Genomic DNA, 19,914 nt, shown 5'->3' with positions numbered 1-19,914 from the left:
GGTTCGAGATAGGCTGACCTCACGAACCCGTCGAGCAGGAGCAGACCGTGGCCGAAGGCAACCGTGTAGAGCGCCGAAAAGCGCGCACCAGAGCCGCCCTCATCACGGCCGCGCAGGGGTTCCTGGCGCGCGGTAACACGAACGCGCCGGTCCTCGAGATCACGCAAGCCGCCGACGTCAGTAACGGCTCCTTCTACAACTACTTCGAGACCAAGGAAGAACTGTGGCAGGCGGCCATCGACTCGGCCCTCGAATCTGCAGGCGACTACCTCGACTCGCTCACCGTCGGCCTGGACGATCCGGTCGAAAAATTCACTCAGTCGTTTCGGTTGTCCGGACGCCTCTTCCGACTCGAACCGCAACTGAGCCGCGTCCTGCTGAACTCCGAGGCTGCGGCCTTCGCGGCCGCGGGGGGCTTGGCACCGCGATCACGCCGCGATATCGAGTCCGCAGCTGCAGAAGGACGATTCGATGTGGACGACGCCGATGTCGCCCTCGCCATCGTGGCCGGTTCCCTGCTGTCACTCGGGCGCCTACTGCTCGCCCAACCCGAACGGGACGAGACCGCCACCGTGGACGACACGACGAGGCGCGTCCTCCGCGCACTCGGAATCTCCGCCGCTGAAGCCGAAACGCTGTGCAGCCGAGCACTTCCGACGTCTTACAGCGGCGGAGTACACGCAGCGCTCGACCCCACATCCCAGCCTCTCACCCAGCAGGTCGATCCTCCAAGTCAATGACCGGTGACGTCCAACGCAGCGCCGACGATCGAATCGGTGTCGATGTGATGGTGCTTGTACACCTCGTCCAGCGATCCCACCTGACCGAAATTGCTGACGCCCAACGACGTCGATGCCACGCGGTTCACAGTGGCCAGGAACGCCAGGGTGTGCGGATGGCCGTCGAGCACCGTCACCATCGGTGTCGCTCGATCGGCCGGCAGCAGCTGATCGAGAATCCACGATTCCGCGTCGCCGTGCCCCTGCCGCGCCTGAACCGCGCGGTAGAGCTGGCCGGGACTGGTGATGCACAGGACGTCCGCGACAATACCGATCTGCTCCAAACGTGTTGCCGCATCCAGGGCTTCGGACATCAGCGCACCCATTGCCGCGATCGTGACGGTGGCACCGTCACGTCGCACGAGAGGGTAGCCACCGGCCACCACCTGTTTACGCCTGCGCTCACGGGCCGCCGGATCGCTCGGCACGTCGGCCAACGTCTGATCCACCGGACGGGTCGAGAGCCGTAGGTACGCCGAGGTGCCGTCGGGGCGGCCCAGCTTGGCGATACTGGCGAGCAACGTCCACTCCACGTCGATGGCGAAAGCGGGTTCGTACGAGATGCACCCCGGCTGCTCCAGACCGATCGATGGAGTCTTGATCGACTGGTGCGCACCACCTTCCGCTGCCAGCGTCACCCCGGACGGTGTGCCGACGAGGATGGATTGTCCGCCGGCATAGATGCCGTACGACCACGGTTCGAGGGCGCGTTCGACGAACGGGTCGTACATCACCCCGATCGGGAACAGCGGCTCACCCCAACGACTCCAGGTCGCTCCGAGTTCGCCCATCAGACCGACCAGATTGGTCTCTGCAATACCGAGTTCCATGTGTTGACCGGTGGGTCCTTCGCGCCAATGCATGATGGTCTCGGCGTCGTCGCCGAACCAATCGTGGCGTTCGGCCGAGGACCAGACACCGACCTTGTTGACCCAACCACCGAGGTTGGTCGTGGAGCTGACGTCGGGGCTGACCGTGACGACACGACGCGCCGCCTCGGGAGCCTCACGCGTCAGGTCGATCAGGGTACGGCCCAGCGCCGCCTGCGTCGTGGCCGTGCCCTTCGGGGTGCGGCCGATGTCGGTGGGAACTGCGGGCGGCCGACTGATGGAGACCGGCTCGCGGCGAAGACGTTCGGCAACCTCGGTGCACAATCGGCCGGCCGCACTGGCGTCGTCGAAGCGGCCCCAGGGCGATCCCGCGTCCGTACCGAGAGTGTCTGCAAGAGAGGCGTATTCCTCGACCGTCAACAGAGAGGAATGGTTCTGTGGGTGCCCCTGAGTGGGGAGACCGAAGCCCTTGACGGTGTAGGCGATGATCACCGTGGGACGGGTGTCGTCGATATGTGCGTAGGCGTCGCGCAGAGCGTCGAGATCGTGGCCACCGAGATTGCGAATGGACTCGGTGAGCATCACGTCGTCGAGGTCACCGATGAGCTCGCTGATCGCTGAGGCATCGGACCCGCTGCCGGGCAGCCGATCTCGTAGCTCGGACGCCGAGCAGCGCAACAACCGCTGATACTCGGGATTGGGCATGTCGAGGATACGTCGACGCAGCGCGTCACCGCCTGTGCGGGCGAACAGGTTCTCGAGCAACCGCCCGAACCTGACGGTGATGACCTGCCACCCGGCGGCGTCGAACATCTTCTCGAGGCGACCCGCGGCGATGTTCGGCACCACTCGGTCGAGCGACTGGCGATTGAGGTCGACGATCCAGACGATCTCGCCCAACTCACCGATGCCGGGATCGATGACAGCTTCCCATACAGCGCCTTCGTCGAGCTCGGCGTCTCCGACGAGGGAGTACTGCCGTCCGCGAAACCCACTCGGGGCGTCTCCGGAAAATGCGGAGTCGACGAACCGACGCGACATCGCGCCCCAAATAGGAGCTGTTGCACCGATACCCACCGAACCCGTCGAGTAGTCGACGGTATCGGGATCCTTGGCGCGCGAGGGGTAGGACTGCAGACCGCCGTACGAACGTAGGGTCGTCAGGTATTTCTCGTCCAGCTCACCGAGTAGGTAGTTGATGGCGTGCAGCACCGGCGACGCGTGCGGTTTGACCGACACTCGGTCGCCGGACTCGAGCTGTTCGAACCACAGCGAGGTCATGATGGTGACCATCGACGCGCACGAAGCTTGGTGGCCGCCGACTTTGAGACCCGTCGGATTGGGCCGGATTCGGTTGGCGTGGTGAATCATCGATGTCGACAACCACAGCACCCGCTCGGAGATGTCGTGCAGAGTCTCGCGCCCGCCGGTGACCGAATCACCGTCGGTCGAATTGCCGGTGGACGGACTGAGGCTGGTCATGGCGGACACTCCTGAGGTAGGCGACGAAAGGTTGCGTCGAGTGGAAGTGGCGGGACCTGATAGGGCCCCGTCACTCCATGAGGCAAGCGTTCGGATTGCGAAGCGCCGAGTCAGTCGCGTCTGTGATGCAACCGGCCTCAGTCGACCAGAGGCTGGCCGACTGCGCAATAGAGGTCGGCGGATCTGGGCATTCTGCGCAGTTTCATGGTCCGGCAGCCGAGAATTCTGATCATCTAGGTGGGGTTGCTTCGGCGCGTTGCAGAATCGGTGACCGCCTCGAACGCATCGACGATCAGCGCAACCAACTCGTCGAGGTCGATGTCCGGTTTGTCGAAGAACGTGTCGGCTGTTCGGTCGAGAAATCCGGTCCACCCGGAGATCGCAGCACCGACCAGCGGTGGCAACGGATCCTGGAGTTCGGCCAGGGCCGCCACCTGCCGCTCCCCCTCGGCGCGAGCCTGTCGGAGTGCACTCTCGACACCGGCCTCGCCGAATTCCTCCTCACGCACCACCCGCAGGTAGAGCGCGCGGTGATCCCTCAAGAATTCGATGTGTCGCCGGACGAAACCCTCGAGCCGCCGCCGGACCGTCTGCTCCTCGGGCTGCGGGCCTTGAGCGTCGGACAACCTGCCCAGCACATCGGCGAGGGCGGCGTCCACCAGCCCCTGCTTGTCGGTGAAGTAGTAGAACAACAACCCGTGTGCCACACCGGCTCTGCGCGAGATCGCCGCCGCACTGATGTCTGCACTGGCACCCTCGGAGATCAGCTCGATCGCGGCGTCGATCAGCGCCTGGCGTCGATCACGGCGCGGACGGGCGCGCCGTGACTGCTCAGCATCGTCGACGTCGTTCGAGGGCACCGTCCGAGAGTAATGCAGATCCAGTCCCGTCTTGCGTCGACCTCTTGCGTTATATGCAGTCAATATGCAATATTCGCAAACGAGCCGGGTTCGCCGTGCTCACTCGCCAAGGAGGTCCGATGATCACAGTCACCAGCGCTGCCGGCGGAGTCGGACGACTGCTCGTCCGACGACTGGCCGATCGGAAGGTGCCCATTCGCGCGGTCGTGAAGAACGAGAGCCAGGCCGCGACCACCCGTCGGGACGGAGCAACCGAGGTCGTCGTCGGCGATCTACGGTCGACCTCCACCCTCGACAGCGCACTCACGGGTGCAGATGTGCTGTACCACGCCGCGCCGACGCAGATCATCGACGAGCGACCGATCATCGAACATCTGATCGCAACGGCACCGGCAAAGGGACTGCAGCACATCGTCTTCCATTCCGTCATCCATCCGGACCTGCATCAGCTGACGCACCATCATCAGAAAGACATCGCCGAGGGACTGCTGCGCGACAGCGGAATTCCCACCACGGTGCTGCGGCCGTCGCACTACATGCAGAACTACCTCGAAGTGTGGGAATTTCTGCAAGCGGGAGTCATGCCGTACCCGGTCTCGCCGGACAGCGTCATGGGTGTCGTCGATCTCGCCGACGTCGCCGAGGCTGCCGCACAAGTGTTGATCAACCCGTCCTCGCACACCGGACGCACCTACGACCTGTCGACGGTCGAACTCACCCGTCACGAGATGGCACAGATCTGGTCACGCGTGTTGGGCCATCCGGTGACCGCCATCCGCATCCCACCGTCGTCGCTGACGAACTCGCTGAACGTGCTGCCTGCGCTCGCCTCGGTCGTCGGACATGCAGTGCGATCGACGAAACTGAACTCGGTCGGGCACCTCGTACGCGGTGCGCAGGCCGCGTCCAACCCCCGCGACATGAAGAATTGGCCGGCCGATGCACGGGAGGCCTATCGCACGATGATGACCCACTACGACGGGCACGGCCTGCCGGCAGGAGACCTGACCGTCCTGCCTGCACTGCTCGGACACGCACCCTCCTCGTACGAGGAGTTCGCGCGCCGCTCCGTCGCCGAGTTCGGGCGCATCGACCGATGAGCCGCAAAGGTTCTCGATACTGTCCGGGCCGCTCGTTGGTCACCGGTGCCAGTTCCGGAATCGGTGCCGAGTTCGCACGAGCGCTGGCCGCCCGTGGGTCCGATCTGGTCCTCGTCGCACGCCGGGAAGATCGTCTGAAAGAACTGGCCGACGAACTCGAATCGACGTACGGCGTTCGCTGTAGAACAGTGCCCTGGGACCTGTCCGAGGAGGCGAGCGGGCGACGGCTGCGCTCCATCGTCCCCGAACACATAGATCTGGTGGTGAACAACGCGGGATTCGCCGTCCAAGGGCCTTTCGCCGACGGCGACGCCGACGACTTCGAGCGCCTCGTCGCCGTCGACATCCGGGCCGTGGTGGATATCTGCTCGGCGTTCATGCCCGACATGATCACCCGCAGATCCGGCACCGTGGTCAACGTCGCCAGCACGACGGCGTTCCAACCTGTTCCGACCCTGGCGGTGTACGCGGCTGCCAAGGCATTCGTGCTGAGCTTCAGCCAGTCGCTGTGGTACGAATCGGCCCGACACGGAGTCCGAGTGTTCGCTCTCAATCCCGGCCCCACCCACACCGAATTCTTCGACGTCATCGGCGACTCGGCCACAGCCACCGGCACCTACCAGACACCAGCCGAGGTCGTGACCACCGCCATGACGGCACTCGACGCCAAACGCTCGCGGCCGCAGATCATTTCGGGTCGTCGCAATGCACTGCAAGCGGCGATGGTAGGCATCGTCCCCGCACGAGTCCTCCTACCGGCCCTCGCCCGAATGCTGCACTAGACTGGCACGATCATGGCCAGGGTCTCCAGATTCACACTCGCCGATCGCCGCGAGGCGGTGGCGCGGGCGTTCGAGGGCTCGGAAAGCCCAGCGGCCGTCGCGGAATCGCTGGGCATCCACACCACCACGCTGTACCGCTGGGCCGGCTCGTCGGCCACGGACGAACCCGGACCCGCCCCGACACGACTCGTCGAGGCCACCCAGGAACTGCTTCGGCACGCCGACTACGCGGACATCACGATCGAAAGTGTCGCTGCCCGATGCGGTCTCGCACCGCGAACGGCATTCCACCATTTCCCGACCAAGCGTGAACTCTTCCAGGCCGCGGTGGACGACGCCGCCACCGTGTTGATCGAACGCATCAACGAGCGATCGACCGACGCCATCTGGCCGGAAACCCCACTGCAGCAGCTGCAGACGTTCCTCCGAATCGCCGCCGAGAGCATCTACGAGACACCGCGCACACACGTGCTGTTCCGCAATCTCGGCGTCCCGAAATCCGAAGGCACGGCCGAGCATTGGCACGACAGCTTCGTCGCCGCCATCGCCGAATTGCTTCGCTCCGCGGCCGAAGCCGGACAAATCGACAGCACCACCGACGTGTCCGCCGCAGCCCGACTACTCACCGGGGCCATGCGCGGCATCCACACCGCAGTATTCGACGGGGCAGATACCGACACCGCCGTGGAACTCGTCGGCAGGGTGCACCTGCTCATCCCACCTGCCTGATCCCACCCCGCCTGAACCCACCTGGGGCCTGACGCTGGGCTACTTCCACTGACTGTCAGTCAAATTATTGACTGGCAGTCAAACTGTGCTTAATCTGGACCACAATCCGCGATCACGACGAAAGGTCGATTCATGAGCGCACCGGACGATGCAACGACGATCCAGACGCAACGGGTTGCGCCCGACTACATCGCGCACTGGGTCGTCAAATCCGCGCGAACCGAGGAGATGGTGCGCTGGTACGGCACGGTGTTCGGTGCCGAGATCGCCTATCAGGACAGCGAGATCACGTTCTTGACCTGGGACGACGAGTCGCATCGGCTCGCGATCATCGCGGTACCCAAGCCGGTGAAGTTCCTGTTCCCCTTCGCCAAACTGCGGCGCAAGGCCTACGGCATCGACCACATCGCGCTGACCTTCCGGTCGCTGGAACGACTGCTGGAGAACTACGTGCGACTCAAGCGCCAGGGCATCCTTCCGGTGTGGTCCATCAACCACGGCCCCACGATCTCGCTGTACTACGAGGATCCCGACGGTATTCGGCTCGAGTTCCAGGTGGAGAACTTCGACCCCGACAACACGGCGGCCTTCTTCTTCACCGAGGAATTCGCCCGCAATCCCATCGGCGTGAACATCGACCCCGATTACCTCCTCAGCCGGCTCCGCAATGGGGCGACCCACGAGGAACTGCGGCCGCGCGAAGCAGGAACCAGGCCGGGCCGGCCGGTGGTCGCCAACAAGAAGACCATCACACCGAAGACTCTGTAGGGGGAGCGAAAAGCATGTCTGTCAACATCATTCGAACTGCGGACGGCTGGTGGCGTCTCGACGGCGACCAGGCCGTTCGGATCGACACCACTGCCCGGACCACCGGTGAACTACTGGCCGATCGGGGGGCGATCGATGCCGCGTCGGGTACCGGGACCGACGTCTCCGAGCTCGAACCGATCTCACCCATCACCGCCCCGTGCCGGGTGGTGGCGCAGTTGCTCAACTACCGTTCGCACGCGATCGACGCCGGCTCGGACCCGAAGACGTTGCAGCCGACGTTCTTCCGGAAGTCCTCCGCGTCGATCAGTGGCCCGAACGATCTCATTCGGCAGCCACCGGAGGTAGCGCTGCTCGACTACGAGATCGAACTGGGTGTGGTGGTCGGTGCCGATATTCCCATCGGGACAACCGTCACCGACGACAACCTTGCGTCGTACGTGGCGGGTTTCGTTGTGGCCAACGACGTGTCCGCACGGGAGATTCAGCTGACGAAAGTGCAGGTGTACGAGAGCAAGTCGTATCCCACCTTCACTCCGCTCGGCCCAAGGTTGGTGCTGCTCGACAACGAGGAGCTGCGTCGACTGCCGGAGCTACGCATGACGCTGGCGGTCAACGGCGAGACTCGCCAGGATCAGACCATCGGAGACGACCTCATCACGCCGCCCGCCGAGGCCTTCACCAGGCTCGCCCGCTTCCAGAACATGACCGCAGGCGACGTCCTCCTGACCGGCACGCCGATCGGCACGGCAATCTCCGCCCCACCCAAAGCGATTCAGAAGATCGGCGAACTCATTCCGCCGGCGCTGAAGTGGAAGTTCTTCTTCGCGCGCCAGGCCAAGAACCCCAAGTACCTCTCGGTCGACGACGTCGTCACTGCCACCATCCGCACCCCGGACGGATCGATCGATCTGGGTACCCAGGAGACCATCGTCCGATGAGTAGCCCGATCGTCATCATCGGTGCCGGCCCTGCGGGAACCACGGCGGCACTTCTGCTGGCGCGCAGAGGGATTCGCACCGTACTGCTCGAACGTCGGAGGGCCCCGCTGTTCCATCCGGCGGCCCACGTCATCAATGCTCGAACGCTGGAGATCTGGAACGAATACAGCCCCCACTTGGCCGAGTCCATAGCGGCGATGTCGCCTCCGCACGACCAGGTGAACCTCATCAGCTGGTACGGCGACCTGGCCGGGGACGCCATCGGGTCGATCGACCTGCTGTCCGACCCCGAGCGCAAGGCCGTGGTGGAAAGTCAGAGTCCGTACATGGTCTCGCACATCGGGCAGCACATCCTGATGCCCGCGCTGTGGAACGCGGTCGACGCCGAACCGTTGATCGAATTTCGCCGCGGAGTCACCGTCGAATCGGTCGAATCCAGTTCCAGTGACGCGCGTGTCGCCTTCCGAACCGTAACCGATGACGTCTCCGAAGTACGCGCGCCCTACGTCCTCGCCTGCGACGGTGCCAACAGCGCCACCCGGGACGCGGCCGGCATCTCGTTGACCGGGCCGGTGCTCGCCAATATGGGCAGTGCGTTCTTCACCTCGACCACGCTGTTTCCCGATGACGCGCGTCCGCTGCTGAGTTGGATCTACACGCCGGACCTGTGCGGGGTGCTCATCTCGCATGCCGACCACCGCTACATCCTGATGACCGCGTATCTGCACCCCGCGCAGGAGATCGCCAGGAACGGTAGACGCTACTGGGAGAAGACACTGCCGAAGGTGTTGGGAACGAACGACTTCGAGCTCGAATCGACGGGCACGTGGGTGATGACTTCACAGACTGCCGACAGTTTCCGACGCGATCGTCTGCTGTTGCTGGGCGATGCCGCCCACCGCTTTCCGCACACCGGCGGCTTCGGGCTCAATTCCGGGGTTCAGGATGCCCACAACTTGGCGTGGAAGCTCGACGCCGTGCTGTCGGGTGCGGCAGATTCGGCGCTGCTCGACACCTACGACACCGAACGTCGGCCGGTGGTGGAGAAGTTCGCCGAGCAGAGCGTCGCCAACCACTTCCGCATGGACGACATCGGCAAGCGGGTGGGAATCACCAACGCCATGCTGGCCAGGGCAACTCAGGCCATGGGGCGGGCACCACTGAACAAGATTCCGGGTCGACTGATCGCGCCCCTCGCGGCCGCGGCAACACGCAAGCAGATGCGGCGATCGCGGAGCCTGCGCCCGGACGTCGCAGGGTCGACGGAATTGCGTGCCGAAATCGCGGCGGCAATCCCACTGCAGCTGGAGCATTTCGTCTCCACCGGTCTGCAATTCGGCTACCTCTACGACAGTCCGCTGATTGCCCGGGACGCGTCGGCGAAACCCGTAGAGGACGTGGTCGACTACGTTCCCACCACGTACCCCGGTGCGCGGATGCCGCACGCCCCTCTGTGCGTCGACGGTCGACTCGTGTCTCCGCACGATGTGTTGGATCCGAACATGTTATCGCTGTTCACCTTCGCGGGCTCGGAATGGGTACCGACACTCGGCGGCGTCCGGCCCGGTATCGCACTCGTCGTGATGGACGCACCCGTCGGCGTCGATCGCTCCGAGCTGATGTCGCTGTACGAGGTAGGCGAGACCGGCGCGATTCTCGTCCGACCCGACGGCCATGTTGCCTGGCGCGCGGCCGATTCGACTCTGGAAGCGCAGACCTCGCTGTCGACGTTCCTCCGCACGCAGTGGGAAAGCTACTACGCCGAGACGGTCTGAGGTCCGGTCGCTTGCCGCGATCGCAGTCTGATTCCCACCGTAGCGACGGCCACGATGACCGCCGCGACCACTGCTGTCCACCCAACTGTCGGGTTGGTCAGCTCGCCCCCGAGGCGGCCCTGTGCCAGCCAGCCCAGACCCCACACGATGGCGAGCATCGGAGCGATCGCGCCGTTCGAGTAACGCGCCAGCGTCACCCCGACGAGTGCTGCGACGGCGAGCACGACGACCGCCCACGTCGTCGCACCGGCGGTGATCCCGAGGCTCACCAGCCATGCCGAGATGTTGGCGATGGTGGCCACACACACCCACCCGAGATAGAGGCCGAAGGTCCCGTCAGTGATCACCGCGTCGGCGACGCTTTCGGGTCGGTGCTGTTGCGTCAGTACGAAGATGCGAACGAGCACTGCCAGCAGCGCAACGATCACCACCACGCTCAGCCACACCTGACCCAGCTGGATCGTCAGGATCCAGGCCGGATTGAGCAGCATCGACGCCACAATCGGAACTCGTAAGGCGTCGTGACGTGCAGTTCGACCGGGCAGGAACTGCCAGACGGCATAGGCGATGAGGCCGGTGTAGATGACCGACCAGATCGAGAACGCGGGGCCGGCCGGGGCCACCAGCGTCGAGGTTGCACTGAGTGCCCCGCCCGCCGCCTCGGCGATGGGCGTCCCGATCCACGCACCCGAGCCGAGAAACGACACAACCACCGCAACGACCGCACTGACTACAACAACGATCTTCATAGCTGGACAGATCCCCGAATAGGGTCAGGCGCAAACCGCTTGCCTCCCGATTCTGGTAGACACACGGAGTGCACAGACCCGCCCCCTTGACCTCCGCTGCAGTCTGCTGCCTCGCGATGACCGTGACGCTGGGGTGCAGTTCCGCATCCGAGTCCGAGGCCACACCCGCCGCATCGACGACTACATCCGTTCCTCGATACAACATGACGGGTGTACCCGGCACCGTGCTCGAGTCCGAGGACTTCGGCGAGCGGTCGACCGAGCTGTCCGCAACCGGTGCCACGCTGTACCGCTTCGTCTACGAGTCGACGTCGGGTGTCGACGGTGCACCGACTGCCGTCTCCGGTGTGGCTGCCGTTCCGGCAGGCACCGCACCCGCGGGCGGCTGGCCGATCGTCGTCTACGGGCACGGCACCACCGGCGTGCAGTCCGACTGCGGACCCACCCTGTATCCGGACCTGCTCGGTTACCAATTTGCGGTGCAGGACTTCACCGCACTCGGCTACGTGACGGTGCTGCCCGACTACCAAGGTCTGGGCACCGGTGGTGGAACGCATCCGTACCTGGAACCGCGAACCTCCGGCAACAACATGATCGACGCCGCCCGCGCAGCTCACACCGCACTGCCCGACGTGTCCACTCGTTGGGCCGCGGTCGGCTTGTCGCAGGGCGGCCAAGCAGCTTGGGCTGCAAACGAACTCGCGGCATCCTACGGTCAGGGCATGGATCTGGTGGCCTCGGTGTCGCTCTCCCCGCCGACCGACCTGACGCCCCTGGTTCGATCCGGTATGGACGGAACTCTCACCACACCGCAGAAGGAGCTGTTGCCGTACTTGCTCTACGGCGCACAGCAAGTGAACCCCGCAATCGATCCGAAGAGTTACAGCGGCAGCGTCGCAGAGGCCAACAGCGAACTGTTGCTCACCTGCCAAGGCGGGGACACGGACGGCAAGGCTCGGGCCGTGCAGGCGATGGCACCCGATGAGTTCGCCGCCGACTCGGCAGAATCGGAGCGCACGCTCCTCGACGTCATCGGACGCTACACATTGCCGCAAGTGAAGACCGAGGCGCCGATGTTCGTGGCCTATGGTGCGAAGGACGACATCGTGTTGCCGCAATGGACCGCCGACGGTGTCGAAAGGGCCTGCGCCCTGGGTGATTCGGTCGTAGCGCAAGCACAGCCCGAACAAGGCCACGACGTCAGCGACGAAGCAGCCATGCAATTCCTGGCCGCCGTGTTCGCAGGCCAGACGGTGCCCAGCACATGCTGACCAATGGCTCCACGGGGGAGCGAATCACCGAGTACACCCACGACGGCCTGGTGTTCGACGTCCTCGATCAGGGACCTCTCGACGGCCCAGTCGTGTTGCTGCTGCACGGCTTTCCCGAGCGTGCGTCGTCGTGGTCTGCAGTGATGGCAATTCTGAACGACGCCGGATTCCGCACCGTTGCACCGGATCAGCGTGGGTACTCACCTCGCGCCCGGCCGACGCGGCGTCGCGACTATCGAGTCGGACTACTGATGGGCGATATCGTCGCCCTGATCGATGCCCTCGGCCGCCCCGTCCATCTGGTCGGACACGACTGGGGAGCGATGATCGCGTGGGTCACCGCAGGCCGACGCCCCGACCTGGTGTCGTCGCTGACGGCTTTCTCGGTCCCCCACCCCGGTGCATTCATGAACGGCTTCTTCAACTCGATGCAGATCCTGCACTCCTGGTACTTCGCGTTCTTCCAACTGCCGATACTGCCCGAGAAGTGGATGACGCGACCCGGCGAAAGAGCCGAAAAGTGGTACAGAGCAAGCGGGATGACCGATGAGGAACTCGAGCGTACGAAGGAGGAGATCGTCGACTACGGCGCACTGCCGTTCGCCGTCGCCTGGTATCGCGGAATACCCTTCTCGAGCCCGAGCATCGGCCTCATGCGCATCACCGTGCCGACCGCGATGGTGTGGAGTGACGGCGACACCTTCATCGGCCGTGCTGCCGTCGACACGACCCAGAGGTACATCGATGCGGCCTACACGCTGACAGTGCTGCCCGGCATCTCGCATTGGATTCCGACGCATGCGTCGCGAGTTGCTGCAGCTGCGATCCTCACCAACGCCGAACTCGCAGTTATGTAGCGATTCTGGCCAATTCGACTACATAACTGCGAGTTCGACGTGCGGCACTCAGGCTGCGTCGGCGAGTCTGACGAGATCGCGGCCCTTGGTTTCCGGGGCCAGGTACGACGACACAAGGGTGATCGCGGAGTAGATCACGAGCATCGCCGCGATGGGCCACCAGCTACCGGTCCATGCGGTGAGGCTGGCCGCGAGCAACGGTCCGATTGCGGTCGCCAGGATGCCACCGATCTCCTTCGACAAGGCAAGCTGGGTGAAGCGAGTGCGTGCACCGAACAGCTCGGCCATCGTCACGCTTTCGAGCGAGAACAGGCCGAGCACACCGAGATTGAGGGCCAGCACCATCGCGACGACGAGGGCTACGGTGTTGCCGCTGGTGACCATCAGCATCAACGGGAACGCCAGAATCATGGTGAGCGCACTGAGCGCCATGTACATCGGCCGACGGCCGAACTTGTCGCCCAGGATGCCGATGATCGGAATGGTGGCGAATCCGATGAGCGAGCCGTACACGATTGCACTGGTGGCAATGGAACGATCGATCAGCAGGGTCGACGCGATGTAGCCCACCAGGAACGTCTGGATGAGTCCGGAGTTGCCGGCCTGACCGAAGCGCAGACCCAGCGCGATGAAGAACGCACGCCCCTTCTTCTGCTTGAGGCCGGACTCGAGAACACTGACCTTCACTTCCTCGTCGGTCTTCTCGATCTCGTCGCGCGAGAGCGCCACACCGTCGACCACATCGGCGCGCTCCTCGAAGACCGGACTCTCCCTCAGGTTGGAGCGCAACCACACCGCGAAGATCATCAGGAAGAAGCTCGCGAGGAACGGTACGCGCCAGCCCCAGCTGAGCAACTGATCCTCGGACAGCACAGCAAGCAGCAAGGCCCAGATGGCGGACGCAGCAAGGGTTCCCGAGTTGGTGCCCAGGGAGACGAGCGACGCGATGAGGCCTCGACGCTTGTCCGGTGCGTACTCGACCAACATGACCGTGGCACCGGCGATCTCGGCTCCGGCTCCGAATCCCTGGATGAGGCGGAGGGCGACGAGCAGGATCGGGGCCATGATGCCGATCGCGTCGTACGTCGGGAGCGCACCGATGAGGGTAGTGGAGGCACCCATCATCGCGATGGTGATGAACAGGACCTTCTTTCGACCGATGCGATCGCCCATGCGCCCGAAGTAGATGGCACCGACCAGGCGCGCGACGTAGCCGACGCCGTACGTGGCCATGGCGGCGATCAAGCCGATTGCCGGACTGACGTCGGGGAAGAAGATGCGATTGAAGACGATCGCAGCGGCAAGCGAATACAGCTGGAAGTCCATGAACTCCATTGCCGTACCCAGCCAACCGGACATCGCCGCCTTGGTGAGATCTTTCGTGCTGCGAGTCGGGACAGCGGTGTTACCGCGATCGTCCGTCGATTCGTTGGTGTCCTGTGACATCCGAAGCTCCATTGCTGGTGATGATCGATGAGTTCATGATGCGAGTTCGCCGCGGCCTCGGTGAGACCGGCACCTCATCGAGGGAGGTTGGTGGCGCTCGCCACACTGATATACAAGCACTGTTATACCAATAGGTCAATGCCCCTTTCGCGAATCGAACTACGCGGTGGCGAGTGCACTCGCCGAACGGGCCAGTTCCTCGATCGCGGCCCACTCGCCCGCCCGCACCAGCGAGCGCGGCGTGAGCCAGCTACCGCCGACGCACACCACGTTCGGCAACGCCAGGTAGTCGACGGCGTTCTGCGGAGTGATCCCGCCGGTAGGGCAGAACGTCAAGTGCGGCAACGGACCCGCCAGAGCACCCAGCGCCGATGCACCTCCCGACGATTCAGCCGGGAAGAACTTCATCTCGGTCGATCCGCCCTCGGCAAGCGTCATCGCTTCGGTCGCAGTCGACACTCCCGCCAGCAGCGGAACCGGCAGCGCGCGGGCCGCGTCGAGCAGGCCACTCGGGGATCCGGGCGAGACAAGAAATCGCGAGCCGGCATCCATCGATCTCAGTGCGTCCTCGCGAGTCAGTACCGTTCCCGCCCCGATGACTACTTCCGGCACGTTCGCTGCAATTGCTGCGATGGCACCGAGGGCGGCCTCCGAACGCAGCGTCATCTCGATGATGCCGATACCGCCGGCATACAGAGCCCGCGCCAGCGGAACTGCATCCTCGACCCTATCGATGACGACGACAGGAATCACCGGACTCACGCGCAGTACATCGAGGGCGCTGAGGATTTCGATCGATGCATCGTGTTCGACGGTCATACCAGCACTCGTTTCCACTCGCTGAGCGAGTCGGTCAATAGGAAGTCGGTCCACGCAACGACCTGCGTGCCGAACGGTGAAGTGGGTCCGAGATCGGGCCCGAAGATGGACTCGACCGCGAGCAGGTCCGACGCCGAGCCGGCCCGAGCCAACTCCGCCGACAACGGATCGTCCAGTGCACGTCCGGCTTCCGTCTCGGCCAGCACGTAGGCGCACCAGGCCGCGACGGCCAGCGCGAGCATGTCCGTCGAACCACCGGCGGCCGTGGCGTCACGCACGGTTCCCAGTAGTCGCGGTCCGAGCTTCTGCGATCCGTCCATTGCCACCTGTCGGGTGGTGTGTTTCAGCGCCGGGTTGGCGAATCGTGCGCGAACCTCGTTGCCGTACCCGACTGCGTCCATTCCGCCTGTCGTCGTCGGCGCGACATCTCGAAGGACCATCGTTCGACATATCTCGTCGAGCACCGGATCCCCGACCGCCTCGGCGATCGTGCTGTGCCCGTGCAGAATTCCCAGGTATGCCAGCACCGAGTGAGTGGCATTGAGGACGCGTAGCTTCATCGTCTCCCAGGGCTCCACGTCGTCGACGAACTGCACACCCACCCGTTCCCACGCTGGGCGAGGACCTGCGAAATCGTCCTCGATCACCCACTGTCGAAACGGTTCGCATACCACCAGCGCGTCGTCGCGCAGGCCTGTTCTTCGCTCGTTGTCCGCCCTGTCGTCGTCAGTGGTAGCCGGCACGATTCGATCGACCATGCTGCTGGGGAACGTGACTCGACGCGTGACCCACTCGGCCAGGCCGTCGGCGCGGCCACGGGCATCGACGAAAGTGTGCACCAGCTCGGACAGAATCCGACCGTTCGACGGCAGGTTGTCGCAGCACAGCACCGTGACAGGCGAATCGCTTGCCATGCGACGAGCCAACCCCGCTACCAACTGCCCGACCACCGTACGCGGCGGCCTACCTCTCAGATCAGCCGCGATCTCCGGATCGTTCAGACGCAGACTGCCGGCGGCAGGGTCGAACCGATAGCCCTTCTCGGTGACCGTCAGCGTGACGATGTGCGTTGCCGGATCGGCGATGGCCTCGACAACCGCGTCGGGGTTTGCGGCCGCGTTCCGTACGTCGAGCATCGAGCCGATGACGGTGTCCGTGGTCAGCTCGATCCCCTTCTGCACCAGGGTGAACAACCCGTCCTGCGGGGCGAGCTGCTCCACCACGGTATTGCTTCGCTGAGTGAAACCTGTTATGCCCCAGTTGGTTTCCCCGGTCAACAGTGCGGCCTCGTAGGTGAACGCTGCCTGATGCGCCCGGTGGAACGCGCCGACGCCGAGATGCACGATTCCACTGGAGGTGGGACGGGTGACCGTGGCCGTCGCGTCGGACAACCGTGTGGACGCCGTCATGTCGCTACTCGCTCGCTGAGGTATCGCTCACTGTGGCGGCGGATCTCGTCGAGCGGTGCAATGAGACCGGTGCCGCCGCGTCCGCCGACGCTCAGCGATGCCGCTGCCGCAGCCATGGCCGCCGCCTCGCGAAGATCGTCGCCGAGAGCGAGACGCGCCGTCAGGGTGCCGGCGAACACGTCACCGGCACCGGTCTGATCGATCACCTGGAGGGCGGGAATCACCGGCTGATGGGATCGTCCCTGCTCGGTGAAGATGCTTGAGCCTTCGGAACCCTGCGTGACCACAACGGAGTGCGCACCCCAGCCCATCAGGGCCACCGCAGCACCCGCGGGATCGGCTGTGCCGAGGAGCAATTCGATCTCATTCGGTGCCGACGGCACCATCACCTCGCAGTAGGGGGCGATCTCCTGCAGGAAGTCACGCGCCTGATCGGCCGTCGTCAACCTGGGGCGGAAGTTGGGGTCGTAGACGAATCTGCCCGAATGCTGCGCCACGTGCAGCATCGTGCGGGCGAGGGTCGGCGACAGTGCCGCAGCGATTCCGCCGCCCAAGACAGCACCCGCATGCTCGATCACGCCCTCGGGCAGGTCCGCCACGTCGAGCTGGCTGCCCACCGAACCGGCTCGGGCATAGGAGAACTGGCGATTGCCCTCAGGATCGATGTGCAGGAAGTAGACACCCTGCTGGCCGCGGACCCGACGAATGTAGGTGTCGTCGATGCCGAGCTCACGAATTCGCCGACAGACAGCATCGCCGAGCTCGTCGTCGGAAACCCGTGCGATCAGCGCTACCGAGGCACCCGCAGCAGCGGCCGCGGCACCGGCGTTGACGACATCGCCCGATACACCGAGCACCCCGTCTGCTCCGTGCCGAAAGGCCTCGGTGGTCGAGATCTCGACGAGCGGTTCACCGAGCAGGACTACGTCGAACTGCGTTGTGGTCATGTGGCGCTTCACCAATCGTGCATACTGCCGTCGAGACGGCGGTTGACGGGCAGGTACTTGGGGTTGTACGGGTACTTCGCGGCAGCCTCTTCGTTCACCTCGACGCCGATGCCCGGCTGGTTTCCCGGATGCATGAACCCGTCGGTGAAGGTGTAGCTCGTCTGAAACACATCGCCCGTCGGGTCGACGTGCCCCATGTACTCCTGCACTCCGAAGTTGGGAATCGACAGATCAACGTGTAGCGCGGCAGCGAGGGAGACCGGCGAAAGATCACCCGCACCATGCGATCCCGATCGAATTCCGTACAGATCGGCCAGCGAGAAGATTCTGCGCAGATGGGTGATGCCACCGGCATGCGAGACCGACGCACGGATGTAGTCGATCCACCGGTTGGTGATGAGATCCTGGCAGTCCCAGATCGAGTTGAAGATCTCTCCGACGGCAATCGGGGTGGTGGTGTGCTGACGAATGACGGCGAAGGCGCTCTGATCCTCGGCGGGGGTGGGATCTTCGATCCAGAACATGCGCATCTCTTCGAGGTCTCTCCCGAGTCGTCCCGCTTCGATCGGACTCAGGCGATGATGCACGTCGTGCAAGAGATGGAAGTCGAACCCGTGACGTTCTCGGACGGCACCGAGCATCTGGGGCGCGAACCGCATGTACGGGGCGGTGTCCCACGAATCCTCCTGCGGCGCAGAGCCGGATGCGGGTTCGTAGAAGCCGTCGACCGGAATTCCGTAGGTCTTCTTCAAGCCGGGAACGGCCGACTGGGCACGAATTGCTTTGTAGCCCTGGTCGAGATGCGCTTGGACGTCGTCGAGCATCTCGTCGATGCTGCCGCCGCTGGCGTGACCGTAGACCATGATCCCGTCTCGTGCAGCACCACCGAGGAGCTGGTAGACCGGCATATCGGCGGCCTTGCCCTTGATGTCCCACAGTGCGACGTCGACCGCTGCGATGGCCGTCATCGTCACCGGACCACGCCGCCAGTATGCGCCCTTGTACAGGTACTGCCAGATGTCCTCGATCCTATGAGGATCGCGTCCGATCAGGAGCGGCGCAATGTGGTCCTTCAGGTACGACTCGACTGCGAGCTCGCGTCCGTTCAGCGTCGCGTCACCCCACCCTACGATGCCCTCGTCGGTGGTGATCTTGAGCGTGACGTAGTTGCGGCCGGGAGCCGTCACGATGACGGTCGCGTCGATGATTTTCATTGCGATCCTCGCGAAGTGGTGTCGATGACGATCTTGAGCTGGGTGGGGTCGGTGAGCGCGGCCTCGAGCGCTGCGGCAGATTCGGCCAAGGGATACGTCGACGTGACCAGTGCGGCGAGGTCCACTCGCGCCGATCCGGCGAGCGCGATCGCATCGGCGAATGCCGAAGGGCCGTAACGGAAGCACCCGCGGATGTCGAGCTCCCAGCGTTGCACTGCTCCGATCGGGAATTCGGCGACTGCGCGTCCCGGCACGCCGACGAGCGCCAGGATGCCCGCCGGGCCGAGTGAGAGTGCCGCGTCGGCGATGGCTCCAGGATTGCCCGAGCAGTCGAAGGCGATATCGAAAGCCCCCTCGGGCAGTGCGTTTTCGCCCGACAGCAATGTCGTCGTGGCACCCAGCGCTGCCGCGACCTCGAGCCGTGCGGGTGCGACGTCGGTGATGGTCGTCTCCGACGCGCCCAGGGCGATGACCGTCTGCAGAACCAGCAGGCCGATAGGACCGGCACCGGTGATCGCGATGCGCTTGCCCAAAACCGAGCCGACCCGGGCGGCGGCCCACGCTGCGACGGCCAGGGGTTCGATCAGCGCAGCGACGCCGTCGTCGATCGAATCCGGGAGCGCGTGCGCGAATTCGGCGGTCAGGACAACCGATTGCCGCAGCAGTCCGTGATTCGGTGGGGAACCGAAGCAGACGACGCTGGGACAGACGTTGTAGTGACCGCTCAGGCTCAGTGGTGACGTGCCGTTCGGAACCGCGGGCTCGATGGCCACACGCTGGCCGACCCGGTCCTGGGACACTCCCGCACCGACCTCGGTGATCACTCCGAATCCCTCGTGCCCCAACACGGTGGGCTGTGTCAGTGAGTTGGAACCGTTGCGGCCGTCGGCGTAGTAATGCAGGTCCGAGCCACACAGGCTCACGCCGTGTACCTCCACCCTGACCTGGCCGTCGCCGACCTGCATACGATCGATCTTCTCGATCCGCAGGTCACGTGGACCGTGGAGAACGGCCGCCTCGTCGTTGCCGCTGATCACTGCCATGCTGTGGAGCCTCCGCCGTCGTTCCTTGAATATCAGTACTACCATACTAGTGACGGACAGCACTTCGTCAAGGGTTCGGCGCTGCGGGTCACTCGGCACCTCGCGTTAGTCTT

The 19,914-nt window shown here is 64.5% G+C and carries 18 protein-coding genes; 9 read left to right on the top strand and 9 right to left on the bottom strand.

Annotated features, from left to right (window positions below; genetic code table 11):
• Nucleotides 1-47: 47 nt before the first annotated feature.
• Entirely contained in the window at nucleotides 48-740 is a 693-nt protein-coding gene (locus tag ASG84_RS25210) for a TetR/AcrR family transcriptional regulator (RefSeq protein ID WP_057479684.1), read from the top strand.
• On the opposite strand, the gene ASG84_RS25205 is transcribed toward ASG84_RS25210, so the two are convergent.
• A complete protein-coding gene (locus ASG84_RS25205) occupies nucleotides 734-3,091 on the bottom strand; it encodes a transketolase-like TK C-terminal-containing protein (protein WP_057479744.1) in 2,358 nt (785 codons plus the stop codon). The genes ASG84_RS25210 and ASG84_RS25205 overlap by 7 nt on opposite strands.
• Before the next feature lie 233 nt (nucleotides 3,092-3,324).
• Nucleotides 3,325-3,951, bottom strand: a complete 627-nt coding sequence (locus ASG84_RS25200) for a TetR/AcrR family transcriptional regulator (protein ID WP_057479683.1) — start codon at nucleotides 3,949-3,951, stop codon at nucleotides 3,325-3,327.
• A 119-nt stretch (nucleotides 3,952-4,070) separates the two neighbouring features.
• Between ASG84_RS25200 and ASG84_RS25195 the strand changes: the two genes are divergently transcribed.
• The 6 genes from ASG84_RS25195 (at nucleotide 4,071) to ASG84_RS25170 (ending at nucleotide 10,046) form a co-directional block, all read left to right on the top strand.
• The gene (locus ASG84_RS25195) at nucleotides 4,071-5,051 is read left to right on the top strand and encodes an SDR family oxidoreductase (RefSeq protein WP_057479743.1); all 981 of its coding nucleotides are present in this window, start codon (nucleotides 4,071-4,073) and stop codon (nucleotides 5,049-5,051) included.
• Nucleotides 5,048-5,833: an SDR family NAD(P)-dependent oxidoreductase gene (locus ASG84_RS25190; RefSeq protein ID WP_057479682.1), complete on the top strand. Its 786-nt coding sequence runs from the start codon at nucleotides 5,048-5,050 to the stop codon at nucleotides 5,831-5,833. The genes ASG84_RS25195 and ASG84_RS25190 overlap by 4 nt, the downstream gene beginning before the upstream one ends.
• Before the next feature lie 12 nt (nucleotides 5,834-5,845).
• Nucleotides 5,846-6,562, top strand: a complete 717-nt coding sequence (locus ASG84_RS25185) for a TetR family transcriptional regulator (RefSeq protein ID WP_057479681.1) — start codon at nucleotides 5,846-5,848, stop codon at nucleotides 6,560-6,562.
• Nucleotides 6,563-6,694: 132 nt separating this feature from the next.
• Nucleotides 6,695-7,330, top strand: coding sequence for a VOC family protein (locus ASG84_RS25180; protein ID WP_057479680.1), 636 nt, complete (start codon nucleotides 6,695-6,697; stop codon nucleotides 7,328-7,330).
• Nucleotides 7,331-7,344: 14 nt separating this feature from the next.
• On the top strand, nucleotides 7,345-8,271 hold the full coding sequence (locus tag ASG84_RS25175) for a fumarylacetoacetate hydrolase family protein (protein WP_057479679.1): 927 nt from the start codon (nucleotides 7,345-7,347) through the stop codon (nucleotides 8,269-8,271).
• Nucleotides 8,268-10,046 (top strand): FAD-dependent monooxygenase, encoded by a 1,779-nt coding sequence (locus tag ASG84_RS25170; RefSeq protein ID WP_057479678.1) that lies wholly within the window; start codon nucleotides 8,268-8,270, stop codon nucleotides 10,044-10,046. Before ASG84_RS25175 ends, ASG84_RS25170 begins: the two co-directional genes overlap by 4 nt.
• Here ASG84_RS25170 and ASG84_RS25165 read toward each other — a convergent pair.
• Nucleotides 10,028-10,795 carry a tryptophan-rich sensory protein gene (locus ASG84_RS25165; protein WP_057479677.1) on the bottom strand — a complete coding sequence of 256 codons (768 nt, stop codon included), beginning with the start codon at nucleotides 10,793-10,795 and terminating at the stop codon, nucleotides 10,028-10,030. The genes ASG84_RS25170 and ASG84_RS25165 overlap by 19 nt on opposite strands.
• A gap of 68 nt (nucleotides 10,796-10,863) precedes the next feature.
• On the opposite strand from ASG84_RS25165, the gene ASG84_RS25160 reads away from it, so the two are divergent.
• The gene (locus ASG84_RS25160) at nucleotides 10,864-12,066 is read left to right on the top strand and encodes an alpha/beta hydrolase family protein (RefSeq protein ID WP_156399701.1); all 1,203 of its coding nucleotides are present in this window, start codon (nucleotides 10,864-10,866) and stop codon (nucleotides 12,064-12,066) included.
• Entirely contained in the window at nucleotides 12,060-12,923 is an 864-nt protein-coding gene (locus tag ASG84_RS25155) for an alpha/beta fold hydrolase (RefSeq protein ID WP_057479675.1), read from the top strand. The genes ASG84_RS25160 and ASG84_RS25155 overlap by 7 nt, the downstream gene beginning before the upstream one ends.
• A 48-nt stretch (nucleotides 12,924-12,971) precedes the next feature.
• Here ASG84_RS25155 and ASG84_RS25150 read toward each other — a convergent pair whose 3' ends face one another.
• From ASG84_RS25150 to ASG84_RS25125, 6 genes are all read right to left on the bottom strand, one after another.
• On the bottom strand, nucleotides 12,972-14,369 hold the full coding sequence (locus ASG84_RS25150; RefSeq protein ID WP_057479742.1) for an MFS transporter: 1,398 nt from the start codon (nucleotides 14,367-14,369) through the stop codon (nucleotides 12,972-12,974).
• Nucleotides 14,370-14,528: 159 nt separating this feature from the next.
• Nucleotides 14,529-15,188, bottom strand: coding sequence for a bifunctional 4-hydroxy-2-oxoglutarate aldolase/2-dehydro-3-deoxy-phosphogluconate aldolase (gene eda / locus ASG84_RS25145; protein ID WP_057479674.1), 660 nt, complete (start codon nucleotides 15,186-15,188; stop codon nucleotides 14,529-14,531).
• Nucleotides 15,185-16,597, bottom strand: a complete 1,413-nt coding sequence (locus ASG84_RS25140) for a mannitol dehydrogenase family protein (RefSeq protein ID WP_057479673.1) — start codon at nucleotides 16,595-16,597, stop codon at nucleotides 15,185-15,187. The genes eda and ASG84_RS25140 overlap by 4 nt, the downstream gene beginning before the upstream one ends.
• A complete protein-coding gene (locus ASG84_RS25135; RefSeq protein ID WP_057479741.1) occupies nucleotides 16,594-17,544 on the bottom strand; it encodes a sugar kinase in 951 nt (316 codons plus the stop codon). The genes ASG84_RS25140 and ASG84_RS25135 overlap by 4 nt, the downstream gene beginning before the upstream one ends.
• An 8-nt stretch (nucleotides 17,545-17,552) precedes the next feature.
• Entirely contained in the window at nucleotides 17,553-18,758 is a 1,206-nt protein-coding gene (gene manD / locus ASG84_RS25130) for a D-mannonate dehydratase ManD (protein ID WP_057479672.1), read from the bottom strand.
• Nucleotides 18,755-19,801 (bottom strand): alcohol dehydrogenase catalytic domain-containing protein, encoded by a 1,047-nt coding sequence (locus ASG84_RS25125; RefSeq protein WP_057479671.1) that lies wholly within the window; start codon nucleotides 19,799-19,801, stop codon nucleotides 18,755-18,757. The genes manD and ASG84_RS25125 overlap by 4 nt, the downstream gene beginning before the upstream one ends.
• Nucleotides 19,802-19,914 lie beyond the last annotated feature (113 nt).

It is taken from the genome of Rhodococcus sp. Leaf278 (assembly GCF_001426085.1).
Taxonomy (GTDB): Bacteria; Actinomycetota; Actinomycetes; order Mycobacteriales; family Mycobacteriaceae; genus Rhodococcoides.
This window is presented reverse-complemented; position numbering and strand designations above follow the sequence as displayed.